Here is an 18,766-nt window from a genome sequence, read left to right as displayed (position 1 = left end):
CAGGAGCTACCCACATGTCCTCCCGCACCGCACAGCGCCTCGCCGGCGCGCTCGCCGTCCCCGCGCTCGGTCTGGCCCTCGTCGCCTGCGGCTCCGACGAGCCCGCCGAGCAGTCCGGCTCCGGCGACGCCGACGACAACCAGGCCGCGGCCCAGCTCAGCCCCCAGGAGGCCGTTCTGGCCTCCGTCGAGGGGCTCAACGACTCCTCGTACAAGATGGAGTCGACCATGACGGTCAACGACCTCGAGTACATGATCGCCACCGGCACCTACGCCGGTGAGAACTCGCAGGCCAGCGTCGACATCCTCATGAGCGCGCTCATGGAGGCCAGCGGCGAGGAGTTCACCGCCGAAGAGGCCGAGATGATGAGCTCCATGTTCGGCGACATGCACACCGAGACGGTCGTCGTCGACAAGGTCCTCTACATGCAGATGAGCGGCGGCATGTTCGACGCCATGGCCGAGGACTTCGGCGAGAACGCCTGGTTCACCATGGACCTCACCGAGGACGCCGCGCTCGGCGACATCTACGCCCAGTACGGCGGCATGGACCTCGCCGAGCAGACCGAGCTCGTCCTCACCGAGCTGACCGACGTCGAGGAGACCGCCGAGGGCACCTTCACCGGCACCCTCGAGGCCGACTCCGAGTCGATGACGGCCCTGTCCGGGGCCTCCGGCGCCGAGGCCTCCGAGCTGGTCGACGGCACGACGGTGACCGTGACCCTCGACGACGAGGGCCTGCTGGAGACGATGGTCATGACCATGCCCGAGTACGAGGGCATGACCATGGAGATGACCAGCACCATCGTCGAGGTCGGCGGCGACTACGCCATCGCGGCCCCCGAGACCGACAACCTCCACGACTTCGAGGAGTTCGCCGCCATGGGCGGCATGTAGCACCTGGACGCCGAAGGCCGCCGCACCGGACCGGTGCGGCGGCCTTCGTCCTGCCTCAGTCGGCGGCCTTCGCGGGCACCTCCTCGTCGTCCTCGGACGGGGCCGTGCGCGCCGGCCCCCGCCGGTCCTTCCACGCCGCGGCCAGGCCGCGGGCGGCCTCGACGATCATCCAGACCGCCAGGGCGAAGATGACCGCGTCCAGCGGCGCGAGCACCCACTCGCCCTGCTCGACGAAGTTGACGAGGTTCTCGATGAGCGCCCAGGTCGTCATCCCGACCAGGAACACCAGCGGGACGAGGATCGCCACCGGGTTGGCGCGGCGCTTGGTCACCCACACCGCGATCACGGCGAGCGCGAGCCCGGCCAGGAGCTGGTTCGTGGTGCCGAACAGCTGCCACAGCACCCCGAAGGCGTACCCGGCGTCCTCGCCGCCCGGCAGCAGCGCCAGCCCGAGCGGGATGAGGACCGCTATCGCGGTGACGAGCGTCAGGCGGTTCGCCGCCCAGCGCCAGCCGGCAAGCTCGGCGATCTCCTGGACCACGTAGCGCTGCAACCTGACCCCGGTGTCCATCGTGGTGGCCGCGAAGGAGATCACCACGACCGCGGCGAAGACCGCCGCCACGTCGAGCGGGATGCCGAGGTTGTTCGCGAACACCGCGATCCCGCCCACGAAGTTCGAGGTCGCGCCGCCCGAGGCGGTCGCGAAGTCCGGGTAGAGCGCCTTCCAGTCGGCCTGCGTGGCCGCGACTCCCGCGCTGACGGCCAGGATCGAGCACAGCGCCAGCGTGCCCTCGCCGAGGGCGCCGCCGTAGCCGACGTACTTCGCGTCGGTCTCCTTGTCGAGCTGCTTCGAGGAGGTCCCGGACGAGACCAGGCAGTGGAACCCGGAGATCGCGCCGCACGCGACGGTGATGAACAGGAACGGCCACATGCTCGGGCTGTCCTCGGGGACGGTGTTGAGCGCGGGGGCGACGACGGTGTTCCAGCCGACGCCGACGCCGAGCAGCACCAGCGCGAGCGCCACGAACAGCTGGTGGGAGTTGATGTAGTCCCGCGGCTGGAGCAGCACCCACACCGGTATGCGCGCGGCGATGAAGCAGTAGACGAACAGGATCACGATCCACACGTTGCGCGGGTTGTCGACCCCGATCGCGTCGGCGAGCGGCGTGATGTCGACCGGCACCTCGTTGCCGATCCAGATGAGGACGTACAGGGCCGCGACGCCCAGGAGGCTCGGCACGAGGGCCGCGCCGCGCCGCTTGTACACGTAGTAGCCGATGGCGATCGCGATCGGGATCTCGCCGAAGATCGGGATCACCGAGCCGGGGTAGGCCACCAGCAGGTTGCCGATGACCACCGCGAACACGGCGTTCACCAGGGTGAGCAGGAAGAAGATGATCACCAGGAACAGCGTCCCGGCCCGGGGGCCGATCACGTCCTTGGTGAGCGTGCCGATGCCCTTGGCCTTGTGCCGCACGGAGAGCACCAGGGCGCCCATGTCGTGGACGCCGGCGGCGACGATGGTGCCGACGACGATCCAGACGAGGGCCGGGAGCCAGCCCCAGTAGACGGCGATGGCGGGGCCGACGATGGGGGCGGCCCCGGCCACCGAGGTGAAGTGGTGGCCGAAGAGGACGTGCTTGTTGGTGGGGACGAAGTCGACGCCGTCGTTGAACCGGTGCGCGGGCGTCACGTAGGCCGGATCGAGCCGGTAGACCTTCTGCGAGAGGTAGCGGGCGTAGAAGAGGAATCCGCAGGCGAACAACGCGAGTACCGCTATCGCCAGGACCATTGCGGGCATCATTGCCTCCCAATGTGTTGTGTGATGTGGGCAACACCGAGGTGCTACCACGGTAGAGGGATGGAATCATGCCTGTCAATGCCTTCCGTGCGGGAAAGCGGCGAACCTCCCGCTTCGCACGCGGATCTGCGGTTCGCTCACGCACATGCCTTACGCTGATGGGGACATGGACGCACCAGGCTTGTTCGAAATCGCCGGATCACCTGAGCCGCAGGGCTCGGGCATCCTCGGCACCGGAGCGGCCACCGGCGACGAGCCGCTGGCCGTGCGCATGCGCCCCCGCGCGCTCGATGAACTCGTCGGCCAGGACCACCTCCTCGGCCCCGGCTCGCCGCTGCGACAGGTGGTCGAGGGCCGCCAGCCGCTCTCGGTGATCCTGTGGGGCCCGCCCGGCTCCGGCAAGACCACCATCGCCCACCTCGTGGCCCAGTCGGGCGACCGGCGCTTCCGCGCGATGTCGGCGCTCAACTCCGGCGTCAAGGACGTCCGCGCGGCGATCGACGAGGCCCGCCGCGTCCGCCGCACCGGCGGCCCGCAGACGATCCTCTTCATCGACGAGGTCCACCGCTTCACCAAGACCCAGCAGGACTCCCTCCTGGGCGCCGTCGAGGACCGCACCATCACCCTCCTGGCCGCCACCACCGAGAACCCCTACTTCTCCGTGGTCGCGCCCCTGGTGAGCCGCTGCGTGCTCCTCACCCTGCGCGAACTCGACGCCACCGACGTCGGCGAGCTCGTCGACCGCGCCGTCGCCGACGAGCGCGGCCTGGGCGGCTCCGCGACCCTCACCGACGAGGCCCGCGAGCACCTGGTGCGCACCGCCGCCGGGGACGCCCGCAAGGCCCTCACCGCCCTGGAGGCCGCCGCCCTCACCGTCCAGGGGACCGAGGGCGGGCCCGAGATCACCGTCGCCGTCGTCGAGGCCGCCATCGACACCGCCGCCGTCCGCTACGACCGCGACGGGGACGGCCACTACGACGTCGCCAGCGCCTTCATCAAGAGCCTCCGCGGCTCCGACGTCGACGCCGCGATGCACTACCTCGCGCGCATGGTCGTCGCGGGGGAGGACCCGCGGTTCATCGCCCGCCGCCTGGTGGTCTTCGCGTCCGAGGACGTCGGCATGGCCGACCCGACCGCGCTCCAGACCGCCACGGCCGCCGCCACCGCCGTGGAGCGCATCGGCATGCCCGAGGCCCGCATCAACCTCGCCCAGGCCGTCGCCCACCTGGCGACCGCCCCGAAGTCCAACGCGGTCATCACCGCGATCGACGAGGCCATCGGCGACGTGCGCCAGGGCAGGGTCGGCCCCGTTCCGCCGGACCTGCGCGACGCCCACTACAAGGGCGCCGGGAGCCTCGGCCACGGCGCGGCCTACGTCTACCCGCACGACGACCCCCGCGGCGTCGTCCCGCAGCGGTACGCCCCCGACGTGGTCGCCGGGCGCGACTACTACCGGCCGACCCGGCACGGCCGCGAGGCCGAGATCGCCGACCGCCTGGAGAAGCTCCGCCGGATCGTGCGGCAGGCCCCCGACCGGAAGCCGGGCGATGACTGACCGCCCGAGCGGCTCCAGCCGGCTCGCGGCCGCCCTGGAGCACACGGGGGCGCGCATCGAGCGGCTGCGCATGAGCGTGATCGCCGTCGGCGTCTCGGCGGTGCTGCTGGTCGCGGCGGTCCTGTTCTTCGGCCGGGCGGTCACGGTCGACCCCACGCGCCGCGCCGCCGACGAGCTCGCGGTCCCCGGCTGGGCCGCCGCCACAGTGCGCGAGGAGACCTACGGCAGCCGCTGGTGCCTGGGGGAGTGCCGGGTGCGGATGCGCACCTGGACCTCCGAGGGCACCGTGGAGGACACGGCCCGCGAGTACTGGGAGGCCGCCCTGAACGCCGGGTGGGTCCCGGCCGACCCGGGCCTGTGCGTCGGCGGCCTCGGCGAAGAGGGCTGCTACACCCGCGACGAGCTGTACCTCGAACTCTGGGTCGTCCCCGTCGAGTGCGGCGACCGGTACGCGCTGTGCGTCGGCGCCGAGGTGACCGCCGTGGTGGCCTCCCAGGCCGCGCTGCCGCGCCTCGCCGAGGAGCGCGCCGCCGCGGACCCCCGCTGAGGGCCCGCGCGCACTGGACTGTGGACCGACGCGCCCCGTTGCGCCGGATGTCCGGTCCCGCAAGGTAAGGTCGGGGCTGCGTCGCTCTTACGCGAATACCGGGATTCATCATCAGCCGCTCCGGTCGGTCAATGCTTCAGCAAGGGGGAAGAGCTGTGCCAGGCGAGACGTTGGCAGTGGAGTTCCAGAACGTCGGGCTGTGGGAGGTAGCGCTCCTGATCATCGCGGTCGCGCTCTTCATCTTCCTGCTGATGCTCGCGCTCGGCCTGATCCGCAAGGCCACCGCCACCCTCAACCGGGTCAACAGCGTGCTCGACAAGGTCGACCACGAGATCGGCCCGATCCTGCGCAACGCCAACACCACCCTCGACAACGTCAACGCCTCGCTCGTGCAGGTCGAGGGCGAGCTCGAGAAGGTCTCCTCGATCACCGAGAACGCCGCCCACGTCTCCTCGAACGTCGCCAACGTCACGAGCCTGATCGTCTCCGCGATCGGCTCGCCGCTGGTGAAGGCCGCCGCGTTCGGGTTCGGCCTGCGCACCGCGGTCAAGAAGCGCAACCAGGGCGTCGACGAGGACCAGGTCCGCCGCATGGTCGAGGCCTCCCGCCAGACCAAGCGCGAGGCCAAGCGCGCCGCCAAGGCCCGCCGGAAGGCCGAGCGGTAGCCGCGGCGGTCCGTCCGAGGTAAATCGACTGGCGCCGGCGCAGAGCATCGGCGAACATCGAGTCAGGAGCTCCCGTGTTGAAACGGATGATCTGGGTAGGCATCGGCATCGCCGTCGGCGTGGTCGCGGTCCGCAAGCTCACCAAGGCCGCGCACTCGGTCACTCCCGGCGGGGTCGCCGAGCGGGTGGGCGACGCCGGTGCTGAAATGAGGCATTCGCTCAAAGCGTTCTGGGCGGACGTGTCCGAGGCGCGCCAGGCCAAGGAGGCCGAGCTGCACGACGCGATCGAGCGCGGCGAGGACATCACCCCGCTGCTCGCCGACGACGAAGACGACGACGACCGGGCCCTGCCCGGCCGTCGCCACTAGACCTTGAAGGAGGTGCCCCATGGAGACCGCTGAAATCCAACGCCGATTTCTGAAGTTCTTCGAGTCCAACGGCCATACGGTGGTCCCCAGCGCACCGCTGCCGGCCATCGAGGACCCGAACCTGCTGTTCATCAACGCGGGCATGGTCCAGTTCGTGCCCTACTTCCTCGGTCAGGCGGCCCCGCCGTGGGACCGGGCGACGTCGGTGCAGAAGTGCCTGCGCACCCCCGACATCGACGAGGTCGGCAAGACCTCCCGCCACGGCACGTTCTTCCAGATGAACGGCAACTTCTCCTTCGGGGACTACTTCAAGGACCAGGCGATCCGCTTCGCCTGGGACCTGACCACCGGGCCTGTCGAGCAAGGCGGCCTCGGCCTGGACGGCGACCGCATCTGGGCCACGGTCTACCTCGACGACGACGAGGCGATCGACATCTGGCACAAGCAGATCGGGCTCCCGCTCGACCGCATCGTGCGCCGCGGCCAGGCCGACAACATGTGGTCCATGGGCATCCCCGGCCCCTGCGGGCCCTGCTCGGAGCTGTACTACGACCGCGGCCCCGCCTACGGCCCCGAAGGCGGCCCCGAGGTCGACGAGGACCGCTACCTCGAGTTCTGGAACCTCGTGTTCATGCAGCAGGAGCGCGGCGCGGGCCCGGCGAAGACCGACTACGAGATCCTCGGCGACCTGCCCAAGAAGAACATCGACACCGGCATGGGCCTGGAGCGCATGGCCGCCCTCCTCCAGGGCGTCGACAACATGTACGAGACCGACCAGGTCCGCCCGATCATCGACAAGGCCGCCGAGCTGACCGGGAAGCGCTACGGCCTCTCGACCTCGCAGACCGCCTCCGAGTCGCACCCGGACGACGTGCGCTTCCGCATCATCGCCGACCACGTCCGCTCGAGCCTCATGCTCATCGGCGACGGCGTCGTGCCCTCGAACGAGGGCCGCGGCTACGTGCTGCGCCGCATCATGCGACGCGCCATCCGCTCGGTGCGCCTCCTCGGCTACGACAAGCCGGCGATGCCCGAGCTGCTGCCGGTCGCGCTCGAGCGCATGGCCACCGCCTACCCCGAGCTGCGCACCGACTTCGACCGGATCTCCTCCTACGCCTACGGCGAGGAGGAGGCCTTCCTCAAGACCCTCAAGCACGGCACCGCCATCCTCGACGTCGCGGTCACCGAGACCAAGACCGAGGGCGGCGGGACCCTCTCCGGCGCCAAGGCGTTCGAGCTGCACGACACGTACGGCTTCCCGATCGACCTGACCCTGGAGATGGCCGAGGAGCAGGGCCTCTCGGTCGACCAGGACGCGTTCCGCCGGCTCATGACCGAGCAGCGGCAGCGCGCCAAGGCCGACGCGGCCGCCCGCAAGACCGGCCACGCCGACCTGTCCGCGTACTGGAGCCTCCTCCAGGAGCAGGGCCCGACCGACTGGAGGGCCTACGAGACCCTCGAGACCGAGTCCCGCGTCATCGGCCTGCTCAAGGACGGCCAGTCCGTCCCGGTGGCCAGGGCCGGCGACATCGTCGAGGTCGTGCTCGACCGGACCCCGTTCTACGCCGAGTCCGGCGGCCAGCACGCCGACGCCGGCAAGCTCGTCGGCCCGAGCCTGTTCGCCGAGGTCCTCGACGTCCAGCGCCCGGTCAAGAAGCTCGTGGTCCACAAGGTGCGCGTCCTCGAGGGCGACCTCGTCCTGGACGCCTCGGTCGAGGCGACCGTGGACCAGGAGTGGCGCCTCGGCGCCCGCCAGGCCCACTCGGGCACCCACGTGGTCCACGCGGCCCTGCGCGAGGTGCTCGGCCCGTCCGCGCTCCAGTCCGGCTCGTTCAACCGGCCCGGATACCTGCGCCTGGACTTCTCGTGGCGCTCGAAGCTCTCCGACGAGACCCGCAGCGAGATCGAGGAGGTCTCCAACCGGGCCGTCCGCGACGACCTCCCGGTCGCCGTCAAGTACATGACGCTCCCCGAGGCCAAGGAGTTCGGCGCGGTCGCGCTGTTCGGCGAGACCTACGACGAGACCGTCCGCGTCGTCGAGATCGGCGGCCCCTGGTCCCGCGAGCTCTGCGGCGGCACCCACGTGTCGCACTCGGCCCAGATCGGCCCGCTCGTCCTCACCGGCGAGTCCTCGGTCGGCTCCGGCCAGCGCCGCGTCGAGGCCGCCACCGGCATGGAGGCCTACAAGTACCTGGCGCGCGAGCGCGACCTCGTCTCGCAGATCGCCGAGGAGATCGGCGCCCAAAGAGGCGACGTCCTCGAGCGCGTCCGCGCGATCCTGCAACGCTCCAAGGACGCCGAGCGGGAGCTCGCGGCCCTCCAGGCGAAGGCCGTCTCCGGCCGCGCCGCCGAGTTCGCCGCCTCCGCGAAGCAGGTCGGGGCCGTCAAGGTCGCCGCGCTCCAGGCGCCCGAGGGCACCAAGGGCGGCGACGTCCGCAACCTCGCGACCCAGATCCGCGGGCACCTGCCCGAGGGCGAGCCGGGCGTCGCGGCGGTCGTGGCGACCGCCGGCGGCAAGGCCAGCATCGTCGTCGCGGTGAACGCGGCCGCGAAGGCCCAGCACGTCTCGGCGGCGGCCCTCGTCAAGGCCGCGCTGTCGGGCAAGGGCGGCGGCAACGACGAGATCGCCCAGGGCGGCGGCGTCCCCGCCGACCAGGCCCCGCAGCTGCTGGACGCGGTCGTCCGCGCCATCGCCGCGTAGACCTGTGGAAGACGAAGCGAACGGCCCCGCCGCCGCTCGGCCCGAGGAGGCCGAGTGGCGGCGGGGCCGCCGTCTCGGCGTCGACCTCGGCAAGGCCCGGGTCGGCGTCGCGGTGTGCGACCCCGACGGCCTCCTCGCCACGCCGGTGGCGACGGTCCGTCGCGACCTCAAAACCGCTGGTGGGGACATTCCCTCCGATATCAAAGAAATCGCCGAAACGGCCCGGGAATACGATGTGGTGGAAATCGTCGTCGGTCTACCCGTTACTCTTTCGGGTGAGGAGGGGCCGGCCGCGGCTCACACCCGTGCCTGGGTGGAGCGGTTCGCCGACCACGTCTCACCCGTTCCGGTGACCCTGACCGACGAGCGCATGACCACCGCCGTCGCGACCCGCAGACTCAATGAAGGCGGCGTCCGCGGCAGGCGCAAGCGCTCCATCGTCGATCAGGCGGCGGCGGTGGAGATCCTCCAGCAATGGTTGGACCGGCGGCGGAGGTAGGGAACGGGATGCTCGGCGACTTCAGGACCGAGGACGAGCGCGCGGCTGCGCCACGCAGCCACCGCCGCAAGGACTCCGGCAAGTCCCTGATCGCCATGACCCTGGTCGTGGCCCTCTTCGGAGTCCTGGGCGTTGGCGGCTGGTGGGCCTACAACAACGTCGTCAAGGAGTACTTCATCGCCGAGGACTTCACCGGCGACGGCAACGGCACCGAAGTGGTCGTCACCGTCGAGGACGGCTGGCTCGTCTCCGACATCGCGGGCGAACTCGAGGAGCAGGGCGTCGTCGCCTCCGCGAAGGCCTTCCTCAACGCCTCCGAGGACGACGGCGACTCCGGCACGGGCATCCAGCCGGGCACCTACAAGATGCAGGCCGAGATGTCCGCGGCCTCCGCGCTGGCGTTCCTCCTCGCCCCCGAGAACCGGCTGACCAACGCGGTCACCATCCCCGAGGGCTACCGTATCTTCGAGGTCTTCCAGGCCCTCTCCGACCACACCGGCGTCCCCGTCGAGGAGTTCGAGGCCGCGGCCGAGGACCCCGAGGCGCTCGGAGTCGACCCGATCTGGTTCGAGGGCTTCGGCGACCGCCAGGTCAAGTCCGTCGAGGGCTTCCTCTTTCCGTCGACGTACGAGTTCGACGAGGAGTGGACCGCCGCGGAGATGCTCTCGGCGATGATCGACCAGTTCAACAAGGTCATCGACGAGATCGGCTTCCTCGAGGACATCCAGAACATCGAGGACCCCGACCCCGACTTCGACCCCAGCACCCTGGGCGAGCAGACGTTCAACCCGCCCACCAACGGGGAGTTCAAGATCTACCCGTGGATGGCGCTCCAGATCGCCTCGATCGTCCAGTCCGAGTCCGGCATCGCCGAAGACGACGCGAAGATCGCCCGGGTCATGTACAACAAGCTCTACCTCAGCTGGATCGACCACGCGCAGACCAACTGCAACTGCTTCGAGTCCGAGGCGATCTGGAACTACGGGCGCCTGTACAACGGCGAAGAGGCCATCACCTCGCACGCCGACATCAACTGGTTCGAGGTCATGCGCGACCCCGACAACCCCTGGGCCGCGAGCGCCCCGGAGAACGCCGGCTACATGCCGACCCCCATCTCCAACCCCGGCGCCGCAGTGCTCGAAGCCGCCGCCAACCCCGCCGACGGCGACTGGCTCTTCTTCGTGACCGCCTACGAGGACGGCAGCGCCCTCTTCGCGCACGACCACGACGACCACGAGGACAACACCGAAATCGCCCAAGCGAACGGGATGGCCTGATGCGCGCGGCCGTCCTCGGCAAGCCCATCGAGCACTCGCTCTCGCCGGTCATCCACAACGCCGGCTACGCGGCCGCCGGGCTCGCCGACTGGACCTACACGCGCCACGAGTGCGACGAGTCCGGCCTCGCCGCCTTCGTCGACGGCCTCGACTCCGACTGGGCCGGGCTCTCGCTCACCATGCCCCTCAAAGAGGTCGCCCTCGACGTCGCCGACGAGGCCACCGAGGTCGCCGAGGCGATCGGCGCGGCCAACACGCTCGTCCTGCGCGGCGGCCGCCGCATCGCGGACAACACCGACGCGCCCGGGATCGTCGACGCGCTCGCCGAGACCGGCATGAAGTCGGCCGACGAGGTCGCCGTCCTCGGCGCGGGCGGCTCCGCCCGCGGCGCGCTCGCCGCCGCCAGGCAGCTGGGGGCCGCCAAGGTCACCGTGTACGCCCGCCGCCGCGAGGCCATCAGTGAACTCGAACCGGTCGCCTCCCGGCTCGGCCTCGAACTCGAGGCCGCCGGATGGGACGAGGCCGAGCGCTGCGGCCGGGCCGACCTCGTGATCGCCACGGTCCCCAAGGGCGCCGCCGACGGCCTCCGCCCCGTCTGGGGCGAGGGCACCGTGCTGTTCGACATCCTCTACGACCCCTGGCCGACCCCGCTCGCCGCGGCCGCCGAACGCGACGGCGTCCGCGTCCTCGACGGCCTCGCGCTCCTGCTCGCCCAGGCCGTCCGCCAGTGGACGCAGTTCACCGGCACCGACCGCGCCCCCGTCGCCGCGATGCGCGAGGCGCTCTACGGCGCCGTCCCCTCCCGCAGCGCCCCCGAGGCACAATAGGACCATGAGCCACCCGCACACCTTCGTCTACGACGGCGACTGCGCCTTCTGCACCAAGTCGGCGCAGTTCCTCGAGCGGCACGTCCGCACCACCGCGAAGGTGGTGCCGTGGCAGTGGGCCGACCTCGACGCCCTCGGCGTCACCCAGGCCCAGGCCGAGGAGGCGGTCCTGTGGATCGGGGCCGACCACGTCGCGGCCGGGCCCGACGCCATCAGCGTCCTGCTGCGCCGCGCCCAGTGGTACTGGAAGCCCTTCGGCTGGATCCTCGCCCTCAAGCCCGTCTCCTGGCTCGCCTGGCCCGTCTACCGCCTCGTCGCCCGCAACCGCCACCGCCTCCCCGGCGGCACGGCCGCCTGCTCCCTCCCGCAGGCCGAGCGCGACCGCCTCCGCTACGGCGGATGAGCTTCCCTCCCATGCCGGTCTGCGCTGGTGTGGCATACTCGCCCAGTGCCGAAGGTCGTAGACGAGCCCCCGCTGACGCGCCGAGGCCGCATCGTGCGGATCGCCGCCACCCTCGCGATGACGGCCGCGCTCGTGGCCACCTCCCTGTGGGGCACTGACGACCTCTTCCCGTTCGCGCCGTTCAAGATGTACTCCCACGCGCACGACCCCGACGGCTGGGCCAACAGCACCGTCCTCATCCTCGTGAACGCCGAAGGCGAGTCGTTCCCCATCGGCGACAACGACACCGGCTTCCGCCGCGCCGAACTCGAAGGCCAGATGGCCCGCTTCCGCGAAGACCCCGCCCTCCTGGCGCTGGTCGCCGAGGCGTACGAGGAGGCCCACCCCGACGAGCCCGAGATCGTCGGCGCCGAGATCCTGATCAGGCGCTACGAACTCGTCGACGGCGAGCGCACTGGCGCGGAGACCGAGGAGCTGGTGGCCTCCTGGACCGAAGGGGAGGCGCCGTGAACCGCCTGACGCGCGGCGTGAACGACTTCTTCTTCACGCCCGTCCCGCTCGGCCGGGTCGCCGCCATGCGCTTCCTCGCCGGGCTCTTCGTCTGGATCGAGTGGTGGGCCTACAAGCCGTTCATCATCCAGCACCGGTTCCTGCCCGAGGACCTGTACCAGCCCCTCCTCATCGGCCGCATCCTGCCGATCCCGGCCCCGAACTACTGGATCGTCACCGGCACCCTCGTCGTCGTGCTCGCCTCGGCCCTGCCGGTCATGTTCGGCTACCGGCCGAGGCTGTTCGGCTGGATCCTCTTCATCGCCTACTTCGAGTGGATGCTCATCTACAACTCGTACGGCAAGGTCGACCACGCCAGCTTCGGCTTCATGGTCCTCCTGCTCGTGCTGTGCATGATGCCCGAGGCCCGGTGGGGCGACCGCGAGCACCTGTCCGCGCGGGTCGGCTGGGGCTTCAACCTGGTCCAGATCGCCGTGGTCTGCACCTACTTCCTCTCCGCCTGGGCGAAGTTCCGCTACGGCGGCCTCGAATGGGCCAACTCCGGGGTCTTCACGTGGGCGATCATCCGCCGCGGCACCGTCTTCTCGGACTGGCTGCTGGAGTTCCCCGCGCTGCTCCAGTTCGCGCAGTGGGGCATGATCGCCTTCGAGCTGCTGACCCCGATCGTGCTGATCGTCTACCGCTGGAAGAAGGTCCAGTACGCGATCGTCGCGTTCCTCTACTGCTTCCACATCGTCGTCTTCGCCGCGCTCACCATCAGCTTCCTGCCGCACCTGTTCGCCATGGCCTGCTTCCTGCCGCTCGAGCGGATCGACCCGCGCGCCCTCGCCCGCAAGGCGAAGGCGCGGCTCACGGGGCGCAAGGGGGACCCGCCCCGCGACGCCTCCGAGTCCGAGCCGGAACCCGCGGGAACCGCCTGACCACCGCCCGTGCCCGGCCGTCCTAGGGCCGCTCGGCGGGCGGCGGCGTGGCATACTCTGGCGGTGCCCGACGAACCCCGCCTCTCCACGGTGCGCCCGGTCGGCAAGGCCGTGCGCATCACCGTCTCCATGGTCGTGCTCGCCCTCGTCACCGCCACCACCTTCTGGGGCGCCGACGACTTCTTCCCGTTCGCGCCCTTCAAGATGTACTCCTTCTCCAAGGAGCTCGACGGCTGGGCCGGCTCGACCCGCGTCGAAGCGGTCAACGAGGAGGGCGAGCGGTTCCGCCTGACCGAGGCCGGCACGGGCTTCCGCCGCGCCGAGGTCGAAGGCCAGAAGAGCCGCTTCATCGAGGACCCCTCGCTCCTGGAGCACATCGCCGAGGCCTACGAGAACACCAACCCCGACAAACCCGAGATCGTCACCGTCGAGATCATCGAGCGCCGGTACCGGCTCGAGGACGGCTACCAGACCGGCGAAGTGATCGAAGTCGTCGAAGCCACCTGGACCAGGGAAGGAGCCGACGCGTGAACTCCTCGCCCCGACCCGGGTCGCTGCTCCCCGCGAGCACCCTCGCACCGGCCCAGAAGGCCGTCGGCTGGTTCTTCCAGCCCGTCGCGCTCGGCCGCGTCGCCGTCATGCGCTTCCTCGCCGGGGCCTTCATCTGGGTCGACTGGTGGTGGTACATGCCGTGGATCATCGGCCACCGCCACGTCCCCGGCGAGCTCTACCAGCCCCTGTTCATCGCCCGCGTCCTGCCGGTCTTCCCGGTCCCGAACTACTGGATCGTCGTCGGCACCCTCGTCGTCCTCCTCGCCGCCTCCGTTCCCATGATGTTCGGCAAGGCCCCGCGCCTGTTCGGATGGATCGTCGCGGCCGCCTACTTCGAGTGGATGATCATCGCGATGTCCTACGGGAAGGTCGACCACGGCAAGTTCGCGTTCCTGCTGCTGCTCTTCCTGCTCCCGACCATGCCCAAGGCGAGGTGGGGCGACCGCCGCAACCTCTCCGAGCACGTCGGCTGGGGCTTCAACCTCGTCCAGATCGGCGTGGTCTGCACCTACTTCTTCGCCGCCTGGGCCAAGATCCGCTACGGCGGCTGGGAATGGCTCAACTCGGCCACCATGACCTGGGCGATCATCCGCCGCGGCACCGAGTTCTCCAACTGGCTGCTCGACTTCCCGGGGCTGCTGCGCGCCTCCCAGTGGGGCATGGTCGGCTTCGAGCTGCTCAGCCCCGTCGTCATGTTCGTCGCGGCCAAACGGCTCAAGTACGGCATCGTGGCGTTCTTCTACTGCTTCCACCTGACGGTGTTCCTCGCCGTCGAGATCAGCTTCCTCAACCACATGGTCGCCATGGCCTGCTTCCTCCCGCTGGAGCGGATCCGGCCGCGTGAGCTGATTCGCGATCTGCCCCGCCTGCCCGGCCTGGTCCGCCGGAAACTCCAGGCCCGCAAGGCGGTACCGGCCCAAGGCGGCCCCGCCGAGCCGTCCCGGGAGGCCGAACCGGCGTCCTGACCCTCGGAAAACGAGTGGCCCGCTCCCACGACGTTTTCCTACGGTTGAGGGATGCCGATTCTCGAAGCCCGGTCCCTCACCAAGACCTTCCGCAGGCCTGACAAGGCCTCCGGGTTCAAGGGCGCCGTCAAGCACCTCGCGCAGCGCAAGTACAAGAACTACACCGCCGTCGACGGGATCGACCTCTCGATCGACGCGGGGGAGTCGGTGGCCTACGTCGGGCCCAACGGCGCGGGCAAGTCCACCACCGTCAAACTCCTCACCGGCATCCTCAAGCCCACCGAGGGCACCGTCCGGGTGATGGGCCGCGACCCGCACACCGAGCGGATCGCGAACGCCCACGACATCGGCGTGCTCTTCGGCCAGCGCACCCAGCTGTGGTGGGACCTGCCCGTCGAGGAGTCCCTGAAGCTCCTCAAGCACATGTACGGCGTCTCCGACGCCGACTACAAGGCCCGCATCGCGAAGTTCGACGAGCTGCTCGACCTCGGCGAGTTCATGCCCGCGCTGGCCCGCACGCTCTCGCTCGGCCAGCGGATGCGCGCCGACCTCGCCTGCGCGCTCATCCACGCCCCCAAGATGGTCTACCTCGACGAGCCGACCATCGGCCTCGACATCTCCGTCAAGGACCGCCTCCGCGCGTTCCTGCGCGAGATGGTCAACGACGGCACCACCCTCCTCCTGACCAGCCACGACCTGGCCGACATCGAGGAGGTCTGCGAGCGGATCATCGTGATCGACAAGGGCGCCGTCGCCTACGACGGGCCCATCACCGAGCTCAAGGCCCACTACATCACCACGAAGGCGGTGAACCTCTACCTCGAGGACGCCGTCGACGTCCCCGCCCTGGCCGAGAAGTTCCCCGAGTTCACCTGGGCCGCAGGCGAGGCGCCCTCGGAGGTCACCGTCACCTACGAGTCCGCGCGCTTCTCGACCGCCGAGGTCCTCGGCTCCCTGACCGCGCAGCTCGCCCCCCGCGACCTGTCGCTGTCCGAGCCGTCCATCGAGGACGTCATCCGCCGCCTCTACGCGGGGGAGCTGACCAGGTGACCCCCGCATCTCGGAACGGAGCGGGCACTTGAGCCACGCGTTCGCGGTCGACCGCGCCTTCGCGACCGTCGCGTTCAAACGCCGCCTGGCCTACAAGACCCAGTGGATGGTCGCGCTGGTCCTCGGCGGCGGCGCCATGCTCGTCTCGATGGCGATGTGGCGGTACCTGCTCGCCGACGGCGCCCTCTCGGGCTACGACTGGGACTCGATGCGCGCCTACATCATCATCGGGTTCATCACCGCGACGGTGGTCTTCGGCGCCGCGGACTGGAACATCGCCGACCGCATCCTCGACGGCCACATCGCGGTCGACCTGACCAAGCCCGTCGACTTCCAGCGGGCCCGCGCCGCCGAGTACATCGGCTCGATGGCCTCCACGGTCCCCACGGTGGTCGTCGGCGTCATCGGCGCCTGGCTCCTCTTCGACCCGCCCGGCCCGGCCTCCCCGACCGCCGGCGTGCTCACCGCCGCCAGCTTCGTCCTGGTGTTCCCGCTGGCCTTCGGCATCACCTACATGACGGTCCTGGTGTGCTTCTGGACCAAGCGGTACCTCGGCGTCATGTGGCTGCGCGAGGCCCTGCTCAGCTTCTTCTCCGGAATGATGATCCCCTTGGCGTTCATGCCCTCCTGGCTCCAGGCGATCGCCTGGGCCCTGCCGTTCCCCCACTTCACGACCACGCCCGCCGCGATCTACCTCGGCCACGTCGACACGGCCGGCGCCCTGGGCCTGCTCGCCGCCGAGGCCGCCTGGGCCGTCGGGCTCTGGCTCGGCGCCCGGCTGGTGTTCCGGCGGGCGGTCAGGAAGGTGACGGTGCACGGTGGCTGACACCATCGCCCGCGACAGGTCCTTGACGGCGCGGCACGTGGGCGGCGTCTACGGGCGCGCCCTCGTGGCCCAGATCCGCGCCATCACCGAGTACCCGGCCGACTTCTGGGTCATGGCCTCGGCCGGGGTGATGTGGAACCTCCTCCAGTTCGCGTTCCTGACGGTCCTGTTCGCCACGGTCCCCGACGTCGCCGGATGGAGCTACCACGAGATGCTGCTGCTCTCGGGCCTCCTTTCCGTGGCCGCCGGCTCGACCGCGCTGCTGTGCGACGGCGTGTGGAGCACCGGCCAGATGGTCCTCAAGGGCGAGATCGACTACCGGATGACCCGGCCCGCGCCGGTGGTCGTCCAGGTCGCGACCACCCACATCGGGATGCAGGGGTTCGGCGAGGTCGCGTTCGGGCTCGTCATGGCCGTCTACGGCTGGATCGGCGCGGGCCTCGGCCTCGCCGCCGCCCCGGTGGGCGTCCTGGCCCTCGTCTGCGCGGTCGTCATCGAGTGCGCCCTGGTCACCGCGTTCTGCGCGGTGAACTTCTGGATCAAGGGCCCCATGTCGAACTTCGCGTTCATGCTCATCGACCTCCAGAACAGCGCGATGACCATGCCGCTGGGGCTCTTCCCGTCCGGCGTGCGGATCGTGACCATGTTCGTGGTCCCGGTCGCCTTCGTCAACTTCGTGCCCGTCGCCGTCCTCACCGGGCACCTGTCCGGCTGGTGGCTCGTCGGCACGCCGCTGGCCGCGCTCGCGGCGCTCCTCGCCGCCGTCGGCGTCTTCCGGCTCGGCCTGCGCTCCTACGACTCGGCGGGACACTGACCATGGCGAGCGTCGACGTCGCGCTCGCGACGATCTCGTTCAAACGCAAGATCGCCTACAAGACCACCTGGATCTTCTCGGTCCTGTTCGGCGGCTGGTCGCTCCTGGCCGGCCTCGCCGTCTGGAACAACCTCATCGGCGACGGCGAACTGGGCGGCTACGACTGGCAGTCCATGAAGGCCTACCTCATCATCGGGTTCCTGACCTCGACCCTCGCCTGGGCCGGGTCGGACTGGGAGATGGCCAACCGCATCCTCGACGGCCACGTCGCGGTCGACCTGACCAAGCCCGTCGACTTCCAGCGCGCCCGCGCCGCCGAGTACATCGGCGGCATGACCGCCGCGGTTCCCGCAGCGATCCTCGGCACCACCGCGGCGGTCCTGATCTTCCAGCCCGCCCCGCCCGCCTCGGCACTCGCCGCGGCCCTCACGGCCCTCAGCGTGCTGTTCATCTTCCCGCTGGCGTTCTGCATCAACTACCTGTCGGTCCTCGCCTGCTTCGTGACGCAGCGCTACCTGGGCGTCCAATGGGCCAGGGACTGCTTCCTGGCGTTCTTCTCCGGCATGATGGTCCCGCTCGCCCTCATGCCCGTCTGGCTCCAAGGCGTCGCCTGGGGGCTCCCGTTCGTCCACTTCACCACCACGCCCGCCTCGATCTACCTCGGTCGCGTCGACACCGCGGGCGCGCTCGGCCTCATCGCCGTCGAAGCGGCCTGGGCCGTCGGCCTGTGGATCGGCGCCCGGCTCATCTGGAACCAGCTCGTGAAGAAGGTGACCGTCCATGGCGGCTGACACCGCGCGCATGCGGCACGCCGGCGCCGTCTACCGCCGCTCGCTCGGCGCCTACCTGCGCTCGATGGCCGAGTACCCGGCCGACTTCTGGATCATGGCGATCGCCGGGTCGCTGTGGCAGATCCTCCTGTTCGCGTTCCTGAGCGTCCTGTTCGCCAACGTGAACGCCATCGACGGCTGGGGCTACCACGAGATGCTCGTCCTCGCCGGGTTCCTCGCCACCTCCTGGTCCTCCACCGCCCTGTTCTGGGACGGCATCTGGGACACCGGCAAGATGGTCGTCGAAGGCGACATGGACTACCGGCTCACCAGGCCCGCGCCCGTGCTCCTCCAGGTCGCCTCCAAGCACCTCGGGATGCAGGTCTTCGGCGAGATGACCCTCGGCCTGGCGATGATCGCGATCGGCTGGGTCGGCGCCGGGCTCGGCCTCGCCGCGGTCCCCGTCGGGATCTTCCTGCTCGCGTGCGCGGCCGTCATCCAGGCGTCCCTGCTGACCATCGCGAACGCCGCGAACTTCTGGATGAAGGGCCGCACCCCCGTCATCGCGTTCATGCTGACCGAACTCCAGAACGAGGCCATGCGCTTCCCGCTGACGATCTTCCCGATCGCGGTGCGCCTGGTCCTCACCTTCGGCCTGCCGCTGGCGTTCGCCAGCTTCGTCCCGGCGCAGATCCTCACCGGCCGGCTCGACCCGTGGTGGCTCCTCGCCCCGCCGATCGCCGCCGCCGCGTGCGCCGCGATCGCCGTGTGGGTCTTCAAGGCCGGCGTCCGCGCCTACGACTCGGCAGGCCATTAGACG

Annotated in this window: 20 protein-coding genes; 19 read left to right on the top strand and 1 reads right to left on the bottom strand. The window is 70.2% G+C overall.

What is annotated here, in order from left to right; all coding sequences use genetic code 11:
• Positions 1-14: 14 nt before the first annotated feature.
• The gene (locus LO763_RS14905; RefSeq protein ID WP_230603425.1) at positions 15-896 is read left to right on the top strand and encodes a hypothetical protein; all 882 of its coding nucleotides are present in this window, start codon (positions 15-17) and stop codon (positions 894-896) included.
• Positions 897-951: 55 nt separating this feature from the next.
• On the opposite strand, the gene LO763_RS14900 is transcribed toward LO763_RS14905, so the two are convergent.
• Positions 952-2,697: a carbon starvation CstA family protein gene (locus LO763_RS14900; protein WP_230603423.1), complete on the bottom strand. Its 1,746-nt coding sequence runs from the start codon at positions 2,695-2,697 to the stop codon at positions 952-954.
• A 166-nt stretch (positions 2,698-2,863) separates the two neighbouring features.
• Between LO763_RS14900 and LO763_RS14895 the strand changes: the two genes are divergently transcribed.
• The 18 genes from LO763_RS14895 to LO763_RS14810 all read left to right on the top strand — a co-directional run bounded on the left by LO763_RS14895 (position 2,864) and on the right by LO763_RS14810 (position 18,763).
• Positions 2,864-4,252 carry a replication-associated recombination protein A gene (locus LO763_RS14895; RefSeq protein WP_230603421.1) on the top strand — a complete coding sequence of 463 codons (1,389 nt, stop codon included), beginning with the start codon at positions 2,864-2,866 and terminating at the stop codon, positions 4,250-4,252.
• The gene (locus LO763_RS14890) at positions 4,245-4,799 is read left to right on the top strand and encodes a hypothetical protein (RefSeq protein WP_230603419.1); all 555 of its coding nucleotides are present in this window, start codon (positions 4,245-4,247) and stop codon (positions 4,797-4,799) included. The genes LO763_RS14895 and LO763_RS14890 overlap by 8 nt, the downstream gene beginning before the upstream one ends.
• A 155-nt stretch (positions 4,800-4,954) precedes the next feature.
• Complete coding sequence (locus LO763_RS14885; protein WP_230603417.1) at positions 4,955-5,464, top strand: DUF948 domain-containing protein; 510 nt, start codon at positions 4,955-4,957, stop codon at positions 5,462-5,464.
• A gap of 74 nt (positions 5,465-5,538) precedes the next feature.
• The gene (locus LO763_RS14880; RefSeq protein WP_230603415.1) at positions 5,539-5,832 is read left to right on the top strand and encodes a hypothetical protein; all 294 of its coding nucleotides are present in this window, start codon (positions 5,539-5,541) and stop codon (positions 5,830-5,832) included.
• A 19-nt stretch (positions 5,833-5,851) separates the two neighbouring features.
• Positions 5,852-8,533 (top strand): alanine--tRNA ligase, encoded by a 2,682-nt coding sequence (gene alaS / locus LO763_RS14875; RefSeq protein ID WP_230603413.1) that lies wholly within the window; start codon positions 5,852-5,854, stop codon positions 8,531-8,533.
• Positions 8,534-8,537: 4 nt separating this feature from the next.
• Entirely contained in the window at positions 8,538-9,032 is a 495-nt protein-coding gene (ruvX, locus tag LO763_RS14870) for a Holliday junction resolvase RuvX (RefSeq protein WP_230603411.1), read from the top strand.
• Positions 9,008-10,309 carry an endolytic transglycosylase MltG gene (locus tag LO763_RS14865; protein WP_230603409.1) on the top strand — a complete coding sequence of 434 codons (1,302 nt, stop codon included), beginning with the start codon at positions 9,008-9,010 and terminating at the stop codon, positions 10,307-10,309. The genes ruvX and LO763_RS14865 overlap by 25 nt, the downstream gene beginning before the upstream one ends.
• Complete coding sequence (locus LO763_RS14860; protein WP_230603407.1) at positions 10,309-11,136, top strand: shikimate dehydrogenase; 828 nt, start codon at positions 10,309-10,311, stop codon at positions 11,134-11,136. Before LO763_RS14865 ends, LO763_RS14860 begins: the two co-directional genes overlap by 1 nt.
• A 4-nt stretch (positions 11,137-11,140) precedes the next feature.
• A complete protein-coding gene (locus tag LO763_RS14855) occupies positions 11,141-11,539 on the top strand; it encodes a thiol-disulfide oxidoreductase DCC family protein (RefSeq protein WP_230603405.1) in 399 nt (132 codons plus the stop codon).
• 45 nt (positions 11,540-11,584) lie between these two features.
• Complete coding sequence (locus LO763_RS14850) at positions 11,585-12,049, top strand: hypothetical protein (RefSeq protein WP_230603403.1); 465 nt, start codon at positions 11,585-11,587, stop codon at positions 12,047-12,049.
• Positions 12,046-12,969, top strand: coding sequence for a hypothetical protein (locus LO763_RS14845; RefSeq protein WP_230603401.1), 924 nt, complete (start codon positions 12,046-12,048; stop codon positions 12,967-12,969). Before LO763_RS14850 ends, LO763_RS14845 begins: the two co-directional genes overlap by 4 nt.
• 63 nt (positions 12,970-13,032) lie before the next feature.
• On the top strand, positions 13,033-13,500 hold the full coding sequence (locus LO763_RS14840) for a hypothetical protein (RefSeq protein WP_230603399.1): 468 nt from the start codon (positions 13,033-13,035) through the stop codon (positions 13,498-13,500).
• Complete coding sequence (locus tag LO763_RS14835; protein ID WP_230603397.1) at positions 13,497-14,486, top strand: hypothetical protein; 990 nt, start codon at positions 13,497-13,499, stop codon at positions 14,484-14,486. The genes LO763_RS14840 and LO763_RS14835 overlap by 4 nt, the downstream gene beginning before the upstream one ends.
• A 51-nt stretch (positions 14,487-14,537) precedes the next feature.
• Positions 14,538-15,536, top strand: a complete 999-nt coding sequence (locus LO763_RS14830) for an ABC transporter ATP-binding protein (RefSeq protein WP_230603395.1) — start codon at positions 14,538-14,540, stop codon at positions 15,534-15,536.
• A gap of 28 nt (positions 15,537-15,564) precedes the next feature.
• On the top strand, positions 15,565-16,362 hold the full coding sequence (locus LO763_RS14825) for an ABC transporter permease (protein WP_230603393.1): 798 nt from the start codon (positions 15,565-15,567) through the stop codon (positions 16,360-16,362).
• Complete coding sequence (locus tag LO763_RS14820) at positions 16,355-17,176, top strand: ABC transporter permease (RefSeq protein ID WP_230603391.1); 822 nt, start codon at positions 16,355-16,357, stop codon at positions 17,174-17,176. The genes LO763_RS14825 and LO763_RS14820 overlap by 8 nt, the downstream gene beginning before the upstream one ends.
• Before the next feature lie 2 nt (positions 17,177-17,178).
• On the top strand, positions 17,179-17,967 hold the full coding sequence (locus LO763_RS14815; RefSeq protein ID WP_230603389.1) for an ABC transporter permease: 789 nt from the start codon (positions 17,179-17,181) through the stop codon (positions 17,965-17,967).
• Positions 17,957-18,763 (top strand): ABC transporter permease, encoded by an 807-nt coding sequence (locus LO763_RS14810; RefSeq protein ID WP_230603387.1) that lies wholly within the window; start codon positions 17,957-17,959, stop codon positions 18,761-18,763. Before LO763_RS14815 ends, LO763_RS14810 begins: the two co-directional genes overlap by 11 nt.
• Positions 18,764-18,766: the final 3 nt, after the last annotated feature.

Origin of the sequence: Glycomyces amatae (genome assembly GCF_020991375.1) — a bacterium.
Lineage (GTDB): Bacteria > Actinomycetota > Actinomycetes > Mycobacteriales > Micromonosporaceae > Glycomyces > Glycomyces amatae.
This window is presented reverse-complemented; position numbering and strand designations above follow the sequence as displayed.